The sequence below is a fragment of the Micromonospora sp. NPDC050397 genome (assembly GCF_044901685.1).
GTDB lineage: Bacteria > Actinomycetota > Actinomycetes > Mycobacteriales > Micromonosporaceae > Micromonospora_G.
This window is the reverse complement of the sequence record NZ_JBJDPS010000004.1, coordinates 22,172-40,703: the sequence shown is the minus strand read 5'-3', so window position 1 is coordinate 40,703 and position 18,532 is coordinate 22,172. Positions and strand designations below refer to the sequence as shown.

At 71.4% G+C, this 18,532-nt stretch carries 19 protein-coding genes; 9 read left to right on the top strand and 10 right to left on the bottom strand.

Annotated elements, in window-relative coordinates:
• The first annotated feature begins 150 nt into the window (after positions 1-150).
• The 3 genes from ACI2K4_RS15965 (at position 151) to ACI2K4_RS15955 (ending at position 2,100) form a co-directional block, all read left to right on the top strand.
• Positions 151-831: a BON domain-containing protein gene (locus ACI2K4_RS15965; RefSeq protein WP_404511951.1), complete on the top strand. Its 681-nt coding sequence runs from the start codon at positions 151-153 to the stop codon at positions 829-831.
• A 91-nt stretch (positions 832-922) separates the two neighbouring features.
• A complete protein-coding gene (locus tag ACI2K4_RS15960; RefSeq protein WP_404511949.1) occupies positions 923-1,414 on the top strand; it encodes a redoxin domain-containing protein in 492 nt (163 codons plus the stop codon).
• Between the two features lie 134 nt (positions 1,415-1,548).
• Positions 1,549-2,100: a DsbA family protein gene (locus ACI2K4_RS15955; protein ID WP_404511947.1), complete on the top strand. Its 552-nt coding sequence runs from the start codon at positions 1,549-1,551 to the stop codon at positions 2,098-2,100.
• Positions 2,101-2,118: 18 nt separating this feature from the next.
• On the opposite strand, the gene ACI2K4_RS15950 is transcribed toward ACI2K4_RS15955, so the two are convergent.
• The 3 genes from ACI2K4_RS15950 to ACI2K4_RS15940 all read right to left on the bottom strand — a co-directional run bounded on the left by ACI2K4_RS15950 (position 2,119) and on the right by ACI2K4_RS15940 (position 6,307).
• Positions 2,119-5,007, bottom strand: a complete 2,889-nt coding sequence (locus ACI2K4_RS15950; RefSeq protein WP_404511945.1) for a LuxR C-terminal-related transcriptional regulator — start codon at positions 5,005-5,007, stop codon at positions 2,119-2,121.
• 113 nt (positions 5,008-5,120) lie between these two features.
• A complete protein-coding gene (locus tag ACI2K4_RS15945) occupies positions 5,121-5,243 on the bottom strand; it encodes a hypothetical protein (protein WP_404511943.1) in 123 nt (40 codons plus the stop codon).
• A gap of 284 nt (positions 5,244-5,527) precedes the next feature.
• Complete coding sequence (locus tag ACI2K4_RS15940; RefSeq protein ID WP_404511941.1) at positions 5,528-6,307, bottom strand: S1 family peptidase; 780 nt, start codon at positions 6,305-6,307, stop codon at positions 5,528-5,530.
• Between the two features lie 268 nt (positions 6,308-6,575).
• Here ACI2K4_RS15940 and ACI2K4_RS15935 point away from each other — a divergent pair, with 268 nt between their 5' ends.
• The gene (locus ACI2K4_RS15935; RefSeq protein ID WP_404511939.1) at positions 6,576-7,460 is read left to right on the top strand and encodes a hypothetical protein; all 885 of its coding nucleotides are present in this window, start codon (positions 6,576-6,578) and stop codon (positions 7,458-7,460) included.
• 135 nt (positions 7,461-7,595) lie between these two features.
• Positions 7,596-8,693 (top strand): MerR family transcriptional regulator, encoded by a 1,098-nt coding sequence (locus ACI2K4_RS15930; protein WP_404511937.1) that lies wholly within the window; start codon positions 7,596-7,598, stop codon positions 8,691-8,693.
• Here ACI2K4_RS15930 and ACI2K4_RS15925 read toward each other — a convergent pair.
• The 3 genes from ACI2K4_RS15925 to ACI2K4_RS15915 form a co-directional block, all read right to left on the bottom strand.
• Complete coding sequence (locus ACI2K4_RS15925) at positions 8,690-9,283, bottom strand: hypothetical protein (RefSeq protein ID WP_404511935.1); 594 nt, start codon at positions 9,281-9,283, stop codon at positions 8,690-8,692. The genes ACI2K4_RS15930 and ACI2K4_RS15925 overlap by 4 nt on opposite strands.
• A 64-nt stretch (positions 9,284-9,347) precedes the next feature.
• Positions 9,348-10,412, bottom strand: a complete 1,065-nt coding sequence (locus ACI2K4_RS15920; protein ID WP_404511933.1) for a CU044_5270 family protein — start codon at positions 10,410-10,412, stop codon at positions 9,348-9,350.
• On the bottom strand, positions 10,405-10,977 hold the full coding sequence (locus tag ACI2K4_RS15915; RefSeq protein ID WP_404511931.1) for an RNA polymerase sigma factor: 573 nt from the start codon (positions 10,975-10,977) through the stop codon (positions 10,405-10,407). Before ACI2K4_RS15915 ends, ACI2K4_RS15920 begins: the two co-directional genes overlap by 8 nt.
• Before the next feature lie 335 nt (positions 10,978-11,312).
• On the opposite strand from ACI2K4_RS15915, the gene ACI2K4_RS15910 reads away from it, so the two are divergent.
• Entirely contained in the window at positions 11,313-11,849 is a 537-nt protein-coding gene (locus tag ACI2K4_RS15910) for a hypothetical protein (protein ID WP_404511929.1), read from the top strand.
• 65 nt (positions 11,850-11,914) lie between these two features.
• On the opposite strand, the gene ACI2K4_RS15905 is transcribed toward ACI2K4_RS15910, so the two are convergent.
• Together ACI2K4_RS15905 and ACI2K4_RS15900 are read right to left on the bottom strand one after the other, a co-directional pair.
• Entirely contained in the window at positions 11,915-13,381 is a 1,467-nt protein-coding gene (locus ACI2K4_RS15905) for an NADH-ubiquinone oxidoreductase-F iron-sulfur binding region domain-containing protein (RefSeq protein ID WP_404511927.1), read from the bottom strand.
• On the bottom strand, positions 13,378-14,886 hold the full coding sequence (locus ACI2K4_RS15900) for a hypothetical protein (RefSeq protein ID WP_404511925.1): 1,509 nt from the start codon (positions 14,884-14,886) through the stop codon (positions 13,378-13,380). Before ACI2K4_RS15900 ends, ACI2K4_RS15905 begins: the two co-directional genes overlap by 4 nt.
• 318 nt (positions 14,887-15,204) lie before the next feature.
• Between ACI2K4_RS15900 and ACI2K4_RS15895 the strand changes: the two genes are divergently transcribed.
• Positions 15,205-16,113, top strand: coding sequence for a L,D-transpeptidase (locus tag ACI2K4_RS15895; protein ID WP_404511923.1), 909 nt, complete (start codon positions 15,205-15,207; stop codon positions 16,111-16,113).
• A 6-nt stretch (positions 16,114-16,119) separates the two neighbouring features.
• Here the strand turns inward: ACI2K4_RS15895 and ACI2K4_RS15890 are convergent, their stop codons facing one another.
• Both ACI2K4_RS15890 and ACI2K4_RS15885 read right to left on the bottom strand, forming a co-directional pair.
• Positions 16,120-16,632, bottom strand: a complete 513-nt coding sequence (locus tag ACI2K4_RS15890; RefSeq protein WP_404511921.1) for a hypothetical protein — start codon at positions 16,630-16,632, stop codon at positions 16,120-16,122.
• A gap of 41 nt (positions 16,633-16,673) precedes the next feature.
• Positions 16,674-16,997, bottom strand: a complete 324-nt coding sequence (locus ACI2K4_RS15885; protein ID WP_404511919.1) for a hypothetical protein — start codon at positions 16,995-16,997, stop codon at positions 16,674-16,676.
• Positions 16,998-17,402: 405 nt separating this feature from the next.
• On the opposite strand from ACI2K4_RS15885, the gene ACI2K4_RS15880 reads away from it, so the two are divergent.
• Positions 17,403-18,266: a helix-turn-helix domain-containing protein gene (locus ACI2K4_RS15880; RefSeq protein WP_404511917.1), complete on the top strand. Its 864-nt coding sequence runs from the start codon at positions 17,403-17,405 to the stop codon at positions 18,264-18,266.
• The gene (locus tag ACI2K4_RS15875; RefSeq protein ID WP_404511915.1) at positions 18,263-18,475 is read left to right on the top strand and encodes a DUF397 domain-containing protein; all 213 of its coding nucleotides are present in this window, start codon (positions 18,263-18,265) and stop codon (positions 18,473-18,475) included. The genes ACI2K4_RS15880 and ACI2K4_RS15875 overlap by 4 nt, the downstream gene beginning before the upstream one ends.
• The last annotated feature ends 57 nt before the right edge of the window (positions 18,476-18,532 follow it).

Below are 18,532 nucleotides of genomic sequence, written 5' to 3'. Positions count from 1 at the left end.
GGACTGTCACGCGCCGGTCCGGCCGGGCCTCATCATTCCCGGGTGATGGGAAGTCACCCCGGCACGCCGCAGCATCGGCCGTGACAGTGCGGCACGGCGGCCAGCGCCGGCCGGTCGCCGTGCGCAATCTATCCGGTGGGAGGAACGACCATGACCTCGGCGACCACGATCACCCGTACCGACGAGGAGATCCAGCGGGACGTCCTCGACGAGCTGGAGTGGGAGCCCCGGCTCCAGCCCAACGAGATCGGCGTGGCCGTGCAGGAGGGCGTGGTGACGCTCACCGGCTGGGTGGACAACTACGCGAAGAAGTGGGCCGCCGAACGGTCCGCGCACCGGATCAACCGGGTCCGCGCGGTCGCCAACGACATCGAGGTCCGGCTCTCCGGCAGCGCCCAACGGACCGACCCCGACGTTGCCCTGGCGGCCACCCGGGCGCTGGAGTGGGACGCGTTCGTGCCGGTCGACCGTCTGGAGGTGACCGTCTCCAACGGCTGGGTGGTGCTCCGTGGCGCGGTCGAGTGGGAGTACCAGAAGCGCGCGGCCGAGCGTACGATCCGACGCCTTGCCGGGGTGCGCGGGGTGACCAACGGGATCGACGTACGGCCGACCGGCCAGCCGACCACCGACGAGTTGGAGCGGCTCGTGGTGAACGCGCTGGTCCGCAGTGCCGAGACCGACGTCGACCGGATCACGATCGAGGTGCAGGGCGACCTGATCCTGCTCACCGGCAGCGTCGGCTCGTGGCAGGAGCGGGAGGAGGCCGAGCGGGTCGCCTGGTCCGCGCCAGGCGTCGCGGCCGTGGACAACCACATCGCCGTACGTCGGTGACCGTCGCGACGGTCCGCCCACCGGCACCGTCGCGGGAACCACCCGGACCGGGTGAGTCGGGCTCACCCGGTCGACGAAGAGGATGGTTGACATGACTGATCCCCACGGCGCGCTCCGGCCGGGACAGCCGGCGCCGGAGTTCACCCTGCCGGCCGGACCGGACTGGCAGGTCAGCCTCGGCGACTACCGGGGACGACCGACCGTGCTGGCGTTCTACCCGGCGGACTGGAGCCCGGTCTGCGGCGACCAGATGGCCCTCTACCAGGCGGTCAGCTCGGAGTTCGACCGGTACGGCGCGATGGTGCTGGGCATCTCGGTGGACAGCATCTGGTCCCACCGCGCCTTCGCCGAGCAGGAGGGGATCAAGTTTCCCCTGCTCTCCGACTTCGAGCCGAAGGGCGAGGTGGCCCGGCGCTACGGCGTGTACCGCCCCGACGGTTGCACCGAACGGGCCCTCTTCGTGCTCGACGCCGAGGGCAGGGTGGCGTGGAGCCACGTCTCGCCGATGGAGGTGAACCCCGGCGCCGACGGCATTCTCGACGCGCTCGACGAACTCGACAGCCAGCACCGGGTGCACGCATGACCGGACGGGCAGGCGCCGGGCCCGACGGGAACGTCGGACCGGCAGGCGCCTGAGCCGACGGGAACGTCGGACGGGCGGAGCGCGTCGGGCAAGCGGAGAGCCGGAAGCGACACCGAGCACGACAGGGAGGCCGGATGACGACGCCGATGCAGGTCACGTCGAGCAAGCTGCGGGTGCCGGTCGGCGAGGACGACCACATCCGCGGACCGGCCGAGGCGCCGGTGACGCTGGTGGAGTACGGCGACCTCCAGTGCCCGTACTGTGGCCAGGCGTACCACCGGCTGCACGAACTGCTGCGCCAACGGCCGGAGACGGTACGGCTGGTCTTCCGGCACTTCCCGCTGACCAACGTGCACCCGTACGCCGAACTGGCCGCCGAGACGACCGAGGCGGCAGCCGAGCGGGACGAGTTCTGGCCGATGCACGACTGGATCTTCGAGCACCAGGACCAGCTCGACCCGGTGCACCTGTCGATGGGCAGCCAGCAACTCGGGCTGCCGGAGGACACGGTGGCCGAGGAGTCCGAGCGGCACGTACACCTCGACCGGGTCCGGCGGGACTTTGTCGGCGGCATCCGCAGCGGGGTCAACGGCACCCCGACGTTCTTCATCAACGGCGTACGGCACGACGGGTCGTTCGAACTGTCCGAACTGCTGGCCGCCGTCGACCAGGCCGCGAAGGGCTGACACGACCGCCGTACTCACTCAGATCAGGTGCAGCTCGCGGGCGCGCCGGACGGCCTCGCGGCGGCGGGTGGCGTCGAGCTTGCGGTAGATGTTGCGCACGTGCGTCTTGACCGTGTTGACCGAGACCGACAGCTCGCTCGCGATTTCCACGTTGGACAGAATGCTCTGTAGGTAGCGCAGGACGGTGAGTTCCCGGTCGGTCAACGGCTCGCCCAGACCCGGCACCCCGGCGGTGAGCCGCCCCGGCCGTTCCCGCCGCTCGCCGTCCCGGCCGGCAAACGGTTGGCCGGAGCCGGTGCGGCCGAACGGTTGTCCGGAGCCGTTGCGGCCGGCGAACGGTTGGCCGGAGCCGTTGCCGCTTGGCTGGTCCGCGCCGATCGAGACCAGCTCCCGGACCAGCGGCCAGTATGCGGTGCCCGAGTCGAGGTGCGCGGCGAGCAGGTCCCGGGCCGAGGGTTGGGACCGGGTGAAGATCCGGCGGAAGCCCTCCGGCTCGGCGAGGGCGAGCACCTGTTCCAACGTACGGGCCGCCCGGCGGTGGTCGCCGGCCGCGCGTGCGGTCAACGCGTCGAGCAGCCCGGCCTCCAGCCGTAGCGGCAGCAACCACGGCTCGCCCGCCGGCTCGCTCCAGGCCGGCAACGTACGGCTGGCCGAGCCGATGTCCCCGGCGTGCAGATAGGCCCGGGCCAGGGCCACCGCGAGCGGTTCGGCCGCTCCGCTGGCAGCGTCCAGCGGCCCCAGCAGCAGCTCACGGCTGCGGGCCAGGTCGCCGTGCGCGGTGCAGAGGTCCGCCTCGGCGGCGAGCAGCCAGTGCGCGAGCTGGTGGGCCCGGGGCTGGTCGGCCAGGTGCGCCCGACCGGCGAGCAGGAGTTGGTAGCTGCCGGGCAGGTCGCCCCGGTCCCGGGTGAGCTGGGCCCGGACCAGCGCGGCCAGGGCGGCGACCGCCGGTTCACCGGCCTGGTCCACCCGGCTGCCGGCGAGGGTCAGGTTCGCCTCCGCCTCGGACGACCGGTCGCGGTGCAGGGCCACCAGCGCCAACGCCAGGTACGCGTGTCCGTGCTCGGCCGGTGCCGGTGACGCCGGATCGACGGTGGCGACGGCCGAGCGGGCGTCCCGTTCGGCCGCGACCAGGTGTCCGCGTACGGCCCGGACCAGTGCCAGCCGCCCGGTGCAGGCGAGCACCGTACGGGCCAGACCGGCCCGCTGCGCGTCGGCGAGCGCCCCGACCAGCTCGGTCTCGGCCGCGCTCAGGTCCCCCGCGCCGAGTTGGGCCGCCCCGACGGCGGTTCGCGCGATCGCCCGTGCCGCCAGGTCCACCGGCGGACGCCCGGCCGCACCGCCCGGCGGTTGGGCGAGCGCGCGCAACCGGCCCGCCTCGGCGAGCACGTCGGCCGGCTCCCCGGCGACCTGCGCCCGGGCGAGCCGCAGCGCGGCGGCGATCAGGGTGAACCTGTCCCGGCGTGGTCCGGTGAGCGACTGCTGGTGGCGCTCGGCGAGGCGGAGGAAGTCGGCGGCGCCGGCCGGGTCGGTCCGGTCCAGCCGGTCCAGCGCATAGGCGAGGGCGAGCGCCGGGTCGGCGTGGACCGCCTCCGGTGGTGGCGGTGCCGGTGCCGGTACGCCCGGCCGCCCCGGCGCGTACGGCACCAGGTCCGCCCAGCGTTCCGCGAGCACCTCGGTCGCCCGGCTCCAGTCACCGGCGGCGAGGAGGTGCCGCAGTGCCTCGGCCGGTAGGTCCTGTGCCGTGGCCCAGGCCGACGCCCGTCGGTGCAGGTCGACCAGTTCGTCGGTCGGACGTCGGAGTTGCTCGGCCCGGAGCAGGTCGGCGAGGAGTCGGTGACAGCGGTAGGCGGGCGGCCGGGTGCCGAGGGCGAAGACAAATCCGGTGTCCCGTTCCAGCCGGGCCAGGAGCAGGTCACCGTCGGTCCGGCCGGTCAGCGCGTCGACCAGCCCGCCGCGGAGCCGGTCGGCCACCGAGGTCCGCCGCAGCGCGTCCCGCACCTCGTCGTCCAGCCCGGCCAGCACCTCCTCCGACAGGTAGTCGGCGATGTCCTGGTCGTCACCGGCGAACCCGGCGACGTACCGGGCGGGATCGGCCTGCTGCGGCAGGCTCAGCGCGGCCAGCCGCAGGCCCGCCGGCCAGCCCTCGGTGCGTGACCACAGCTCGTCCGCCTGCTCCGCCGGCAGGTTGAGCCCGTGCGCGGCCAGCAACTCGGCGGACTCCTCGGCGGTGAAGGCGAGGTCGGCGGCGCGGATCTCGGTCAGTTCGCCGCTCAGGCGCCACCGGTGCAGCGCCAGCGCCGGGTCGGTCCGCCCGCCGACCACGAGCCGCAACCGGTCGCCGGTGTGCCGCAGCAGGAAGTCCAGCCCGGCCGCCACGTCCGGGTCCTCGACCCGGTGGAAGTCGTCGATCACCAGCGTCACCGGATCCGCCCGCCGGGCGAGTACGGCGGCGAGCCGGTCGAGGTGGTCCCGGTCGCCCGGACCGGCGCGCTCCGCCTCCGCACCGTCGGCGTGCACGGCCGCCCGCAGGTACGCCCAGAGCCGCTCCCCGCCGTCCCCGGGCTCCAGCGTCAGCCAGGCCCGGGACCGGTCCTCGGCCATCGCCCGGTACCAGGAGCTGAGCAGCGTGGTCTTGCCCCAGCCGGCGGGCGCCGAGACCAGGGTGACCGGGCCGGCCGCACCGGTTTCGAGCAGTTCGTGCAGCCGGGGACGGACGATCACCGCATCGGGCAACGGCGCGACCGACAGCTTCGCGGTCAGCAGCGGCGGTACGCCGGTACGGCCGTCACCCCGCCCGTCGGTACGACCACGCGAGACGGCAACGTCAACGGCTGGGACGTCGACGGCTGGGACGGCGACGCCGGCTGGTGGGACGGCGACGCCGGCTGCGATCCGGTTGTCCGGCATTCGTATCCACCCCCGCAGCGGCACGAAGGAGTCACTCGTGTGCCCGGACTCCGGTCCGGGTCCGCCCCGGTTACCCGGCCCACCCCGGTTCACCCCTGGCGGAGGAGCCGGTTTCACCCGGGCGGACCGCCGCCGGCCCCGTCCGCGGCCAGTGCGATCACGATGACCACGAGGACGGCGAGGAGCAGCCCGACCGCGATCCAGACGAGGGCTCTCGTCGACGGGCGTGACGCCATCTCCACCACCTCGGCGACCGGCTACCCGGCACGACGACGAACATGCGTACCCCGCTGTCCGGGTACGGTGCCGTCCGGGGCGACCGACGCGGTCCGTACCGCATCATCCGGTTCGTCCGAGCGCTCCCACCAGTGGGGACAGGCGATTTCGGCGGTGGCGCGGGCGGGGCCGCCCCGCCCCTCCCGACGACGGCCACGAACACCTCGGTCCGGCGTGCCGGGACCACCTTCCACCTGGTGATCAGGCCGGCGGGCCGCCGGCCTGATCACCTTCGGCGCGGGGATCAGGCCGGCAGGCCGCCGACCTGGGTGTTGATCCAGGAACGGATGGCCGGCAGGTCGCCGTAGATCGACGGGCCGGTGGCACAGGTCGGGTTGTTGTTGCCGGCGCGACTGGTGGCGCCGATCAGGTTCCACCGCCCGCCGATGCTGCGTACCTGCGGGCCGCCCGAGTCGCCGTAGCACGCGCCGGCGTTGCCGTTGGTGTTGTTGGTGCAGATCTCCAGCGAGCCGTTGATGCCGCTGCACCGGCTGTCGGCGACGATCGAGGTGTCCAGCTCGTTGGCGACCAGGGGCGCGGAACCGCAGCCACGGACCGGGCAGGTCTGGCCCCAGCCGATGATCCGGGTCGCCGTACCGACCGCGCCGGAGGTGGTCGGGATCGGCGCCGGGGCGTGGCTGACCGAGCTGGCCAGTTGCAGCAGCTTCACGTCGGCGCTGGGGTGGTTGACCCCACGGGTCACGGCCACCACGGTGCCGCCGCTGCTGCGGTTGACGCTGCCGACCCGTACCGAACTCGGGGTCGGGCAGTGCTTCGCGGTGACCGCCCAGTTGGCCTTGATCAACGAGCCGGTGCAGCCGGAGACGTACACCATGAACGAGTAGTTTTCGCTGGCCGGGCGGCCGTTGACCACCTGGACGCCGACCCCGTCCGGGTCGGCGGAGGCGGTGCCGGCGGAGTACGTGGGGTTGACCGAGGCGGCGGCGACGCCGGGGGTGGTCAGGCCGGCCGTGACGAGGCCGGCGACAAGCAGCGCGCGGGTCAGCAGAACCGAAGCTCTCATGGTTGCCTGGTCCATTTCTCTCGGGGGTCAGAGATGGGATCCCAGGCCGACCTTATCGTTCGTTAAATCGAAGTCAATAAATGCTGATGATAGCTCTTGCCCACCTAACGCGGGATGATGGCCGGCTCGACAACTGGTGCGACCGAACGTCGAAGGGCCTTGTCCACAAAGACGAACTCACTCACGTGGCTGAAAGCCGTTGCCCGTGCCATGCTCGGTGCGTTGTAGTCGTGCCACTACATTTGCCCAGCCCGGCGGAGGGGTGCGCGTGACCCAGCTCGACCTCTCCGACCTGACGGCGCTCAACCCCGAACCCCAACCGGCCGCCCCCGAACCCTGGGCGTCCGGACCGGAGCACCGACCCGTCGCCGAGCCTCTCACCCGGTTGCGCCTGCTGGTCACCGTGAAGACCGCCCCGCACCCGACCGACCGGCACGAACAGACCGTCTACGCCGCCGGGATCAGCGCCGACCCGTTCCGCCCCGGCTGGATCCGGCTCACCTCGATCCCGATCCGCGAGCTCGGTCCCGACGCCGCCTTCGGCACGTACGACATCATCAGCGTCGACGCCCGGCCGGCGGACGGCGACCCGCGCCGGCAGAGCTGGCGACCACTGCCGCACACCCTGGTCCGCGAGCACCACCTGAAGCGGTGGCAGTGGCGCCAGCCGTGGCTCGACCCGCATCTCGGGGAGTCGGTGTGTCCACCACGTCGGGACCACCTGGGGCAACCGGACCTGCCCACGCTGGCCCTGGTCCGACCCCGCCGGGTCGACGGGCTCCTGCTCACCCCCCACCCCGGTTGGACCACCGAGCAGAGCCGACGGCTGGAGGCGTACGCCGACCGGTTCGACCCGGACGGCCGGCAGAACCGGGGAGCGCTACGCCCACCCCGGTTCATCGGGGCGTACGCCTATCTCTGCACCACGCGCGACTGCCCGGGACACCGGCAGACGATCCTCGACTGGGAGTTCGTGGCGCTCCAGCACCGGCTGGCCGGGCTGCCCGACGACCGGCTCCGGACCGCGTTGCGCACCGCCTACCTGGACCGGCTCTGCGGTCCGGACCGGGACCCGGCGTTCTACCTGGGCCGCTCGACCAGCCGGCCGGAAGTGTACGACGTGCTCGGGGTCTACTGGCCGCCACGGCGCTGACCCGGCTGGCTGGCCTGGCCGACGTCGCCGCCGACCGAGGACCGACCGCCGACCGGGCTGACCTGGCCCGGGATAGGTTCACCCGGTTGACCCTCGACCTGGTCGAGCCCTCAGGATCAGGACGTGGAGAGCGACATGCGCAGCATCGGGGAGATGGCCCGGGCCAGTGGGCTGACCGTGAGCGCACTCCGGTTCTACGACGGTGCCGGCATCCTGGTGCCGGCCGTCGTCGACCCGGAGACCGGCTACCGCTGGTACGCCCAGGAGCAACTCGAACCCGCCCGCCTGGTGGCCCGGCTGCGTCGGGTCAACCTGCCGCTGGCCGAGATCAGCCTGGTGCTCCGGCACTGGTCCGAGCCGGAACTCGTACGCCGGCTGCTCGACACGCACCTGCGCCGGCTGGCGGCGGGTCTCGACGACGCCCGCCGCGAACTCGCCCGGGTGCACGCCCTGCTCGACCGCGAGGCGAACCCGATGGCCGGCGACACCCACCTGACGCTGTCCGGGGCCGACCTCGCCGCCGGGCTGGAGACGGTACGGTTCGCCGTCGGCCACGACCCCGAACTGCCCGTACTCGGCTCGGTGTTGTTCGAGGTCGAGGAGTCGGTGCTGCGCCTGGTGGCCACGGATCGCTACCGGCTGGCGGCCGCGGCCGCCACGCCGGTCCGGGTCGACGGACCCGCGCGCCGGGTGCTCGCCCCGGTCAACTTCGTCGACCAGGCCCGTACCCTGCTGGCCGGCGGCTCGTCCGACCCGGTCACCGTGGTGCTCGGCGCCGCCGAGGTCGGCCTGCTGACCGACGAGCTGAGCGTACGGGGCCGACCGCTGGAGCACGACTTCCCCGATTACCGGCGGCTGCTCGGCGAGCGGCTCGGTGGCGCCACCGGGGGCGTACGGGTGACCGTGGACGTCGCCGCACTGCGCGCCGCCCTCGCCACCGCTACCACCACCACCGTCGTACGCGAGCAGGACGGCGTCGCCTGCGAGGTGGCGGTGCTGGCGGTCGCCCCGGACGGTGGCCTGACCGTGCTGGACGCGGACCGGAGCCACCAAGCCACGGCGGACGGGTTCGCCGGGCCGGTCGGGGTCAACCGGGAGTTCCTGCTGGAGGCACTGGACGCCGGTGGACGGGGGCAGCTCGTGTTGGACCTGGACGGGCCGATCAAACCGCTGATGGTGCGCCTGCCGGACGACGACCGGACGTTCTCGGTCCTGATGCCGATCCGTTGTTAGGAAGGGTCCCGCTCGGCGGAGGAAGGGCCCTCGCGCCGGAGTCCCCGGTAGCCGCGTAACCGACGGTGGTGCCGCTGGTACGCGACGGCGAGGACGACGTAGATCGGGATCGTCACCACGCCGGGGACGATGTCCTCCGCCTCCCAGTCGCCGAGCAGGAGCCGCACCAGCGACAGCAGCGCCAACCCACCGAGCAGGTACGGCACCCAGGCGTGCCGGGGCGTGTGCTCGATCAGGTCCCGGGCCAGCAGGTCAACCCTCGGGTTGTCGGTCTGACCGTCCCGGAGCGCCTGGCGCACCGCCCGACGGGTGGCGCTGTCGGCGCCGGTCACCAGCGGCGGGTCGACGTGGCGCTGGTGGACCATCCAGGCGGCGGCGAGCAGGCCGGCGGCGACCAACGCCCCGCCGGCACCGATCATCATCCAGTTGACCAACGCCGCGTCCGGTGACCCGAGCAGGCCGGCGAGGATGATCACGAGGGCGGAGAGCGGGACGACGACCAGGAGGCTGACCAGCATCCTGCGCCGTGACCGGCGCCTGGCCTCCTGTCGGAGTTCCGTCCGTCCGGCACCGGAAGACGTCTCCACCACCGCACCCACCTCCCGCCGATATTCGTGGATACCCGTCTATGCGATTTTCCAATCGGGCCGACCCTCAGCCGATCTGCTCGGTACGCCCGTGGGCCAGGTACAGCACGTACGAGATCACCGCCGGTGCGCGCACGGCCGAGCGTGGCGGGCTGATCAGGGCCACCTGCTCGTAGCTGAGCAGCACACCGGTCTCCGGGTCGAGCACGGCCAGGTCACGGGTGGCTCCCGCGGCACTGTCCACACTGACCGCGACCCCGGTCCGACCGGCCCGGTCGACAACCTGCCCCCGGTACACCAGCCCGTCGGTGTCGCCCAGCACCCGGAGCACGGCGGCACGCAGGGCGGGCGTCATCTCGTGGTACCGGTACATCGAGGCCACCGCCCGGGTCACGGCCTGGGGGCCGTTGCTGAAGGGTTCGTGCGCGGAGAGTTGTGCCGCCAGCAGCGCCGGGTCGGTCGCCGGGGATTCCACCACCACGGCGAGTTCGCCAGGGCGGTAGTCGGTCTCCCACCGCTCGGGAGCCTCGGCCGGAGGACCGTCGAGCCAGCCGGCCAGCGCGGTGTCCGCCGGCTGCGGTGGCAGGGCGGTGATCTCCTCGCGGCCGGAGCGGTCGGCCGCCCACCACAGCCGCTCGTCCCGGGCGACCACCTCGTTCGCGGTCTTCGGGTCGGTGGCGGTGGTCTGCGCCGACCAGCTCTGCACGTGCAGGTAGAGGTAGCGGCCGGAGCCGGCCGGCTCGTCCAGCCGGGCGATCCGTAGGGCCAGTTCGCGCAACCACGGCCCGGCCGGCTCGGCCTCCCCGGGGAACTGCACGGTCAGCGCGGCCGGGGCGGCCATCATCGCGACCGGGGCCGGCGCGCGACCGCCGACCCCCGACGGCAGCACGTTCACCAGGACCAGGGCCCCGATCACGAGTGCCAGCGCACCGGCCGGTACGGCCAGCGGCATCCGTACGCCGATCCGGTTCGCTCCCGGCCAGCGCCCGTTGGCCCGGCGCTGGTCGGCGAGCTGCCGCAGCTCCGCGGCGCTGCGCCGGGGCGCGGCGATCTGCTTGCCGCGCATCGGGTCGTTCGCCTCGACCAGCCGGCGGAGCAGCCGCTCGGTCTGTTCGTCCTGGTTCTCAGCCATTACCGCTCTCCCCCGCGCCTCTCCGACCCATTCCGCTCAGCACCGGATCACCGGCGCCGGCCACCATCCAGCCGCGCAGCTTGCCCAGCGCCCGGGAGCGCCGCTTGCGCACGGTGGCCTGCCAGAGGCCGAGCACGTGGGCGATCTCGGCGGTGTCCAGCCCGTCGAGGTAGGCCAACCGGAGCACCTCCTGCTCGGCCGGCTTGAGCTGCCCCCAGACCCGGCCGAGGTCCAGCCGGTCGCAGACGACCGTGCTCTCCTCGCCCTCGGTCGCGCCCGCCACGACCTCCATCACGTCCATCTCGATCAGCGCCAGCGGGTGTCGACGACTCCACCGCCGGTGGTTGCGCAGGTGGTTGTTGGCGGTCGCGAAGAGCCAGGCCCTCGGCTCGTCCGGCACGTGTGTCCGTCGATCCCACGCGGTCATGAAGGTCTGCTGTGCCAGATCCTCCGCCTCACCCTCGTTGCCCCCCAGGGCACGCCCCAGCATCCGAACCACGTCCGGCCAGAATCGCCGATGCAGTGCGTCGTGCCACGCCTCGTCCCGGCTGCCGTTGCCGCCCACCGACTTCTCCTCGTGGGATCGATGCCTCTCGTCACCGGCATCGAGCGGCACCGGCGGCGATCTTTGTCGTTCCTCCCACCATGAATATGTCCGCCAGCGGTGGGATGTGACCAAGCAGCTACCGTCAGACCGGCACAAAACACACCCACGGAACCGTCGGCTATCCGACAAAAAATCGTTCTCGACCAAAAAAAGCGGCTACGACCTGCACAAACATGAGAATGAATCGTGACACGTCATTCACGGTCATCTTTGCCACAATGTGACCACGGTCGGGCGCGGGCTCCGACCGGTCTTCCGGCACCCCACGGACCCCACGCACCGAGGAGGCTGCAATGGCACCCACCCCCCGCCGCTGGAGCAGATCCGCCATCGTCCTGACCGCGATCGTGGCCGCCGTCGCCGCGCTCACACCAGCCACCGCCGCGCCACCGGACAGCGCCCCGCCCACCCCGGTACAACGCGAGATCGACAAGCACCTGGCCGCGTACCCGGGCGGGGAGCAGACCGGACCGGCCGAGATCAGTTACGCCGGCGGCGCGTTCCGCATCACCTTCGAGCCGCCCAACGGGATCATGGGCACCCCCAACTGCGACCTCGGCTGGTTCTGCTTCTACGACGGCGTCAACTACACCTACCCACGCGGTCAGCTCTCCGACTGCGGCTGGCAGGACCTGGCCGCCTGGGGGTGGCACGACCGAACCGAGTCGGTGCACTTCAACGCCAGTTCCGGCTCGGTGGCGTACCTCAACCACAGCGGCGCCGGGCACGCCGGTGACGCGCACCTCTTCTCGAGCAGCACGGCGAACCGGACCGACAACGACGTGTCGCCCTGGCGCAACCAGGCCGACCACGTGAACCGCTACTGCTGATCCTCGGCGGGCACAGGGGTGCCGGTACGGGTTGCCGCCCGTACCGGCACCGCCGGCGGCCGGACCTACTTCGGACCGGTCAGCCGCAGCGCCAGGGCTGGGCACATCCGTACCGCCTTGCGGGCCCCCGCCTCCAGCCAGGGCGGCACGGGGGTGGGCGGGAACGCCGGGAAGCCGTTGCCGTCGAGCCGGATGAACTCCGGTACGACGTGCGCGCAGAGCCCGTGCCCGTCGCACCGGGACCAGTCGACGGTGAGCCGGCTGGAGACCGTCTCCGGGCTGGTCGGCAGCCCCAGCACGCCCTTGACCCGGCGGCCACAGCCGTCCCGGGTGGCGTGCGCGACCATGTCCTCGGTGAACACCTCCAGCGCGGAGGTGGCGAACCGGGAGGTGCCGTCCGGGTGGCTGCACGCGCCGCGTCCGCGTACCTCCCCGACGGCGGCGCGCACCACCTCGGCCGGGGCGGTGCCGGCCACGATCAGGTCCATCGACCGGGCCATGTTGGGCAGCCCCATCCGGCACGGTCCACACTGGCCGGCGGACTCGCCGGCCAGGTACTGCACCACCTGCGCCACCTCGCCGAGCGGGCAGGTGTCCTCGCCGAGCGGGATCATGATCCCGGCACCGAGCGTGCCGTTGACCGCCTCGAACCCCTTGCGGGAGATCAACACCTTGGCCGCCGCCTCGGCGCTGATCCAGCGCCCGTGGTAACCGCCGGTCAGCACACCCGGGCCGTCCGGCACCTCGCAGAGCCGCAGGATGTCGGCGAGCGGCGTGCCGGCCGCACACTCCACCACCGCGGGACGCTTGGCCGCGCCGCTGACGGTGAGCAACACGGTGCCGGGTTCGTCCTCGGTGCCGACCTCGGCATACTCGTACGGGCCGAGCCGGGCGCCGATCGCGAGCTGCGCGTACGTCTCCGCGTTCGACAGCAGGGTGGGCATGCCGGCGACACCGGAGTCACTGGCCCGTTTCTTCACGCCCGGCGGGATGTGCGCCTCGCCGTTGATCCCCTTGACCAGCGCCCCGCCCTCACCGGAGATGAACCGGTGCGGCACCGTGACGATTCCGGTCGGCACCGGCATCTGCCGCTCGGCCAGCGCGGCGGCGAGCGACGCCTCGCCGACCCCGTCGTCGGCCACCCCGATCACGATCTCGTCCGCGTCCAGCGCGTACGCGACCATCGCGGCGCCGTCCAGGATCAGGTGCGGGGCGCGGGTGAGCAGCACCTTGTCCTTCCAGCTCGCCGGCTCCCCCTCGGTGGCGTTGACCACCACCACCGGAGCCAGCGCCTGCTTGCGGGCCGAGTCGAGGACCGCCTTGACCTTGCGGGCGAACGGGAAGCCGGCGCCGCCCTTCCCCTTGAGCTTCATCCCCTCGGCGAGCTCGATCAGCCCGTCGATCGACAACCAGTCGACCTCGCCGTGCACCTCCTCGTGGGCGAGCAGGTCGAGCCGGCCGAACTCGCTGAACCCGGCGGTCAGCCGGGGCGGGCCGAAGGTCGCGACCGGAGGGACCGTGGAACGAATCACTTCGCCTCGCCCCGCAGTTCACGCCAGTACGCCTCGTCCACGCTGTCTCCCGATGCCTTCTTGCCCCGCCGACCGGTCCGGCCGGTCGGCGTACTGCTCTCGCTCGCCTTGTTGCGCAGGGCCCGCCGGAGGTCGAGATTGACCAGGGTGGGGGTGTCGTCCAGCACCGGCTGCTCCGGCTCGGCGCCCCGACGCGAGCGGTAGTCCCGCTCGTCCTCGTCGTCCGCGCGCCGCCTCGGCCGGTAGTCGAGTTCCTCCTCGTCCTCGGCCTGTCGGCGGGGACGGTAGTCCAGGTCCGCCTCGTCGTCGGCCCGTCGGCGCGGGCGGTAGTCCTGCTCGTACTCCACCTCGGAGGCGCCCCGGCGCGGCCGGTAGTCCGGCTCGACCTCGGCGTCCACGCTCCGGCGGGGCCGGTACTCACGCTCGGTCACGCGCTCGTCGTCGAGCTGGTCGCGCTCGGTCCGCGACCGGCGGCCGGTCTCCCGCTCGGGGACGCCGCTGTCGAGGTAGTCGCGCTCGTCGTCGAGGTCGTCGCGGCGCCGGGTGGTCGGCGCGGTACTGGTGTCGGTACGCGCGGACCAACGCCGACCGTACCGGGGACCGTCGGTGGCCTCGTCGCCGATCGTGCCGGGCTGCGGTACCTCGGGCACGACAAATCCGCGCGCCCGGCGCCCGGACGACGACTCCTCCACCCGGGCCGCGCGATCGGTCCGACCACGCCGACCGCTGCCCGGTCCGGTCCCACCCACGCGCAGCTCACCGGCGGGTGCCGGCTCGGCCCAACTGATCCGTACGTCGCTGCTCGGCGCGGCACCGCCGAACCCGGTACGCGACTCGGCACCGTCACGTGCGGTCCGGCCGATCGGCTTGATCGTGCCGGTGGTCTGCGCGTTGTCCTTGCTCTTGCGGCCGATGCTGACCGAGAGCCGGACCAGCAGCGCGACGATCACCAGGAAGCAGCAGAGCAGGTAGCTCAGGGTCACCCAGGCGGCCGGCGCGCGTCCGGCGTTCAGCCCGTGGGTCAGCGCGACCGGCCAGGACGCGTACGCGGTGCTGTGCAGGGCGCGCCACATCCAGGGCTTGCCCCGTCCGACGAACCGGGCCCGGATCAGGCCGGTCCAGAGGGTGGCGGTCATCAGGTACGCGGCGATGGTGCCGAGCCCGATGTAGAGCCCACGCTGGGACAGGAACGGGATGAAGGGGTCGGTCACCGCCGCCCGGCCACCCGAGACCTTGGTCAGGATGTGCAGACCGAGCATGCTCACCGCGATGATTCCGGTGGTCCGGTGGGTCGACTGGAGCAGCACCCGGTGCCGGGCCAGCAGCACCAGCCGGTCGGTGGAGAGCACGCCGGCCATCACGGTGATGCTGAGCGAGACCAGGGCCACCACCCCGGCGTAGAACTCCAGGTAGACGTAGCTGTAGACGTAGAAGACCTGCCCAGCGGTGGTCAGCATGGCCAGGGCCCAGAAGGCGGCCAGCGCGGAGGCGCCGAGAACGGCCATCGCGCCCTTCGACCGCGTCGGGCCGCCCCGACTGGTGATTGTCCTGGCAATGGCGGGTTGCTGGATCTGCTGTGTCCGAGCCATATGCTCCTCGATCTCCCACCCAAGCTCTTCCGCCACGTTGTACGTAGGAACGGCGCGTGCGGATGAGTGGCTGACACGATTTTTTCTCATGATCGATGTCGGCGGTCTCCGAGCCGGAGCACCGTTCACCGAACGACGAGAATTACCTAATGCGGCGACTTCACCACGTACAGTGGATGTGTGCCTTTTGTCCCTTCGGAACCGCCGGCTCCGCGACGGACGCGCAGGCGTCTGTTGCTCACCGGCGGCCTCCTCGCGCTTCTCGGCGGCGCGGTCGCGTTGACCCTGGTGATCACCTCGGCCGCCGGACCCGACCAGGCCGGTCCGCTCATGGCAACACCGACCTCGACGCCGACGCCGACCGTGACCAGCCCAGCCAACCCGGCGGACACGGCGCCGGCGACCGTCGAGCCATCGATACCCGCGATACCGCCGCCGGCTAACTTACCAGTGGTTAACTACGACGCGGCACCCGGCGGTTTCCCCGCCGATCCGGATCCGATGTCGACGGTGCGGTTGCGCGAAGGGCTGCACCCCACCGCCAAGGTCGGCGCGTACGACGCACCCGGTGGCCGCCCGCGCGCATTCCTGGCGCCGACCCTCGCCGGGGTCCCGCTCACCGTGCCGATCGTGGAGCGGAAGTCCGGCTGGGCGGCCGTGCTGCTCCCATCGGCGAACCGGACCGTAGCCTGGGTTCCACCCGGAAACTGGAAGACCGTTCCGCTACGGGACCAACTCGTGGTGGAGCGGAAGACCTTCCGGCTGACCTGGTTGCGCGACGACAAACCGGTGCAGACCTGGCGGACCACCCTGGGCACCCGGGCGACCCCGACCCCGCTCGGTCGCACCTTCGTCCTCGGCCGATCCGACCTCGGCGACAACGTCTACGCCGACACCGACGTGTTCGCCCTCGGCGCGGTCCCGGACGACCCGGACGCGGTGCCGTCCGGGCTGCGCGGCGCGCACATCGGACTGCACACCTGGTACAACGACGACACGCTCGGCAAGAACGTCACCGACGGCTGCATCCGGATCACCAAGAGCGGCCAGCGCAAACTGCTTGAGGAGATCATCCCCGGCACCAGCCTGGTCGTGGTCGACAAACTCCCCGCACCGACACCGGGTCCACTCACCGCAGGCTGACCCGGGCTACCGGTGGCCGGCTTCGATCCGGCGCTCGACCCGGTCCAGGTAGTTGTGCCACCGCTCGTCGGCGCAGCGGTGGACGGAGAGCAGGTAACCCGCCACGACAAACGCCATCAGGATGGTGTCCTCCGGTGGCAGCGTCCGCATGCCGTAGGGCACCTCGGCGGTGGTCTCGGTGAGGAAGGTGAGAACCTGGTCCGGGTCGAGTCGTGCCCAGGTTTCCACCCCGGCGACGTCGTGGGCGAGTATCCGCAGCTCGGGTTCGTTCGGCTCGCCCCGGTGTACGTCCCAGAGCACCCGGACGACAACCCGGAACGCGATGTCGACGGCCTTGCTCGCCTTCTTCTCGTCAAGCAGCGCCGCCAGCGCCGTGGTCAACATCGCCGGATCACGCACGACCGCCGCGTGAATGGTGTTCCGGACCAGCGGCTCGATCGTCCGCCCGATCCGCACCCCGTTTCGTCGCCGTCGTCGCCGAGCCTCCATCCACTGCTGGAACGTCAGGACGCTCAGCACGCACAAGGCCACCTTCACGGCCGCGTCGATCACCACCAGGATCACCACTCGACACCAGCCGAGTCGCAGGGTCCGTGGTGGTCGGCCCGGCGTCCGCAGCGCTGGCGACCGGGCAGAATCATGTTGCAGAAGACCCAGTGCCGTACGTTCTGGTTGTCCTCCTGGGAAACATGGGTGGAACCAACGTCGAGTTGGGGAAGGAAGGCGAGCGACCTGGCCACCGCGCAGGCCATGTCGAGCGCCCCGGTCAGGTCCGGCACAGCCACCGACAGATGGATCACATAAAGATCGAATTCGTGCGCCGGACCGGCGACCGCCTCGACGGCCTTCCGGGGAAGCGGCGCGAACACGGCCCTATCGATCACTTGCCACCGCTGCTCGGGTGGTTGGTTGCCCATACGAGGGCCCCTCTCGCCATCATCGCTCGTTGCTCGTCACACCCTGATCGGCGATCTGCCGGAAACAGATTCGCGTTCGAGGGTCGCGATCATCACCGCGCCCGTGATAGACATTCAGGCAAGTCGGTTAAGGACTCATCACTCCTTCAGAGGCCCGCCGAGGGTCGGTAGGCGACTGCCCATCGCAAAGCCCACCCTCGTCACCTTCTCGGCTCGTGGCACAGCCGCGGTCACCGGTAACAGACGTGCACCCGTTGGGAAAAGCAGCGGACCGGTAACCACCGTCACCTCCTCCGGCGCCCAGATTTCCAGCGCCGTCGAGGGGGGAGCAATGGTTCCCGCCCCCGCTTCTTCAGAGAGGTGCGATCGCCCATGTCCCACAAGCCCTTTATCCGAACCCTGCGCGCCCAGTGGTTGGGCGTACAACTCCGCGAGCTGCGCGAGACACGCGGGATGACCCTGGATCTGGTCGCCCGCCACCTCAATCGAGACCGATCGGCACTGGGCCGCTACGAGCGGGCCGAGTGGCCGATCCAGCGCAGCGACGTCTTGGCCTTACTCGATCTCTACGGCTTCCACCGTGCGAGCGACCGCGCCCAGTTGCTCAGCCTGGCCGAAGAGGTCTGGCGCACCGATCACTGGAGCGACAGCTACGGCGATGTCGTGGACGCCTCGTTCATCGACTTCCCCTGGTTGGAGTCCCGCGCCGAGACCGTCTGCTCCTACCACGCCGCCGTGGTGCCCGGACTGTTCCAACTGCCTGCGTACGCCGAGCTGGTCATTCGCTGCACGGAGGGCCCAAAGGTCAGCGAGGAGAAGATTCGGCGCGGCATCGCGCTTCGCATGGACCGGCAGTTGGTACTCAAGGAGCCACGACAGATCAGGTTCGAAGTAATCATCGACGAGGCCGCGCTGCGACGGCAGATCGGCGGCCCGAGCCTCTTGCAGGCGCAGCTTGCCCACCTTGCCAAGATTGCCAGACTCCCACAGGTCGACCTCCGCGTCCTGCCCGAAACGGTTCCGCTACACCCAGGCGTCGAAGGGTCGTTCTGGCTGTTCCGAATGCCTCCGCCTTACCCGGAGGTCGGCTATTTGGAGAGTATGGCCGGGCAGATGTATTTCGAACTGCCGAAGTCTGAGCGGTTCCGGCACGCGTACGATCACATGAAGGAAGTCGCACTCGACCCGGTCACGTCGTCACGACTGATCAAACACATCGAGAAGGGACTGTCATGACAGAGAACCTGCCAGTCGTCGGCTGGCACATCAGCACCTACAGCGCCGACACAAACGCTAGCTGCGTGGAAGCCGGCCCGCTCGGCGACGGATCTGGCCGGGTTGCCGTTCGCCACAGCAGAAACCCGGACGGAGGGACCATTGTCTACACGCGCGAGGAGTGGGATGCCTTCGTAGCCGGCGTCAAGGACAGTGAGTTCGACTTCTGATCATGCTCTGAGACGCACTGCGGGCCGGGCATCAAAACTGGCCCGGAGTGCGTGCTT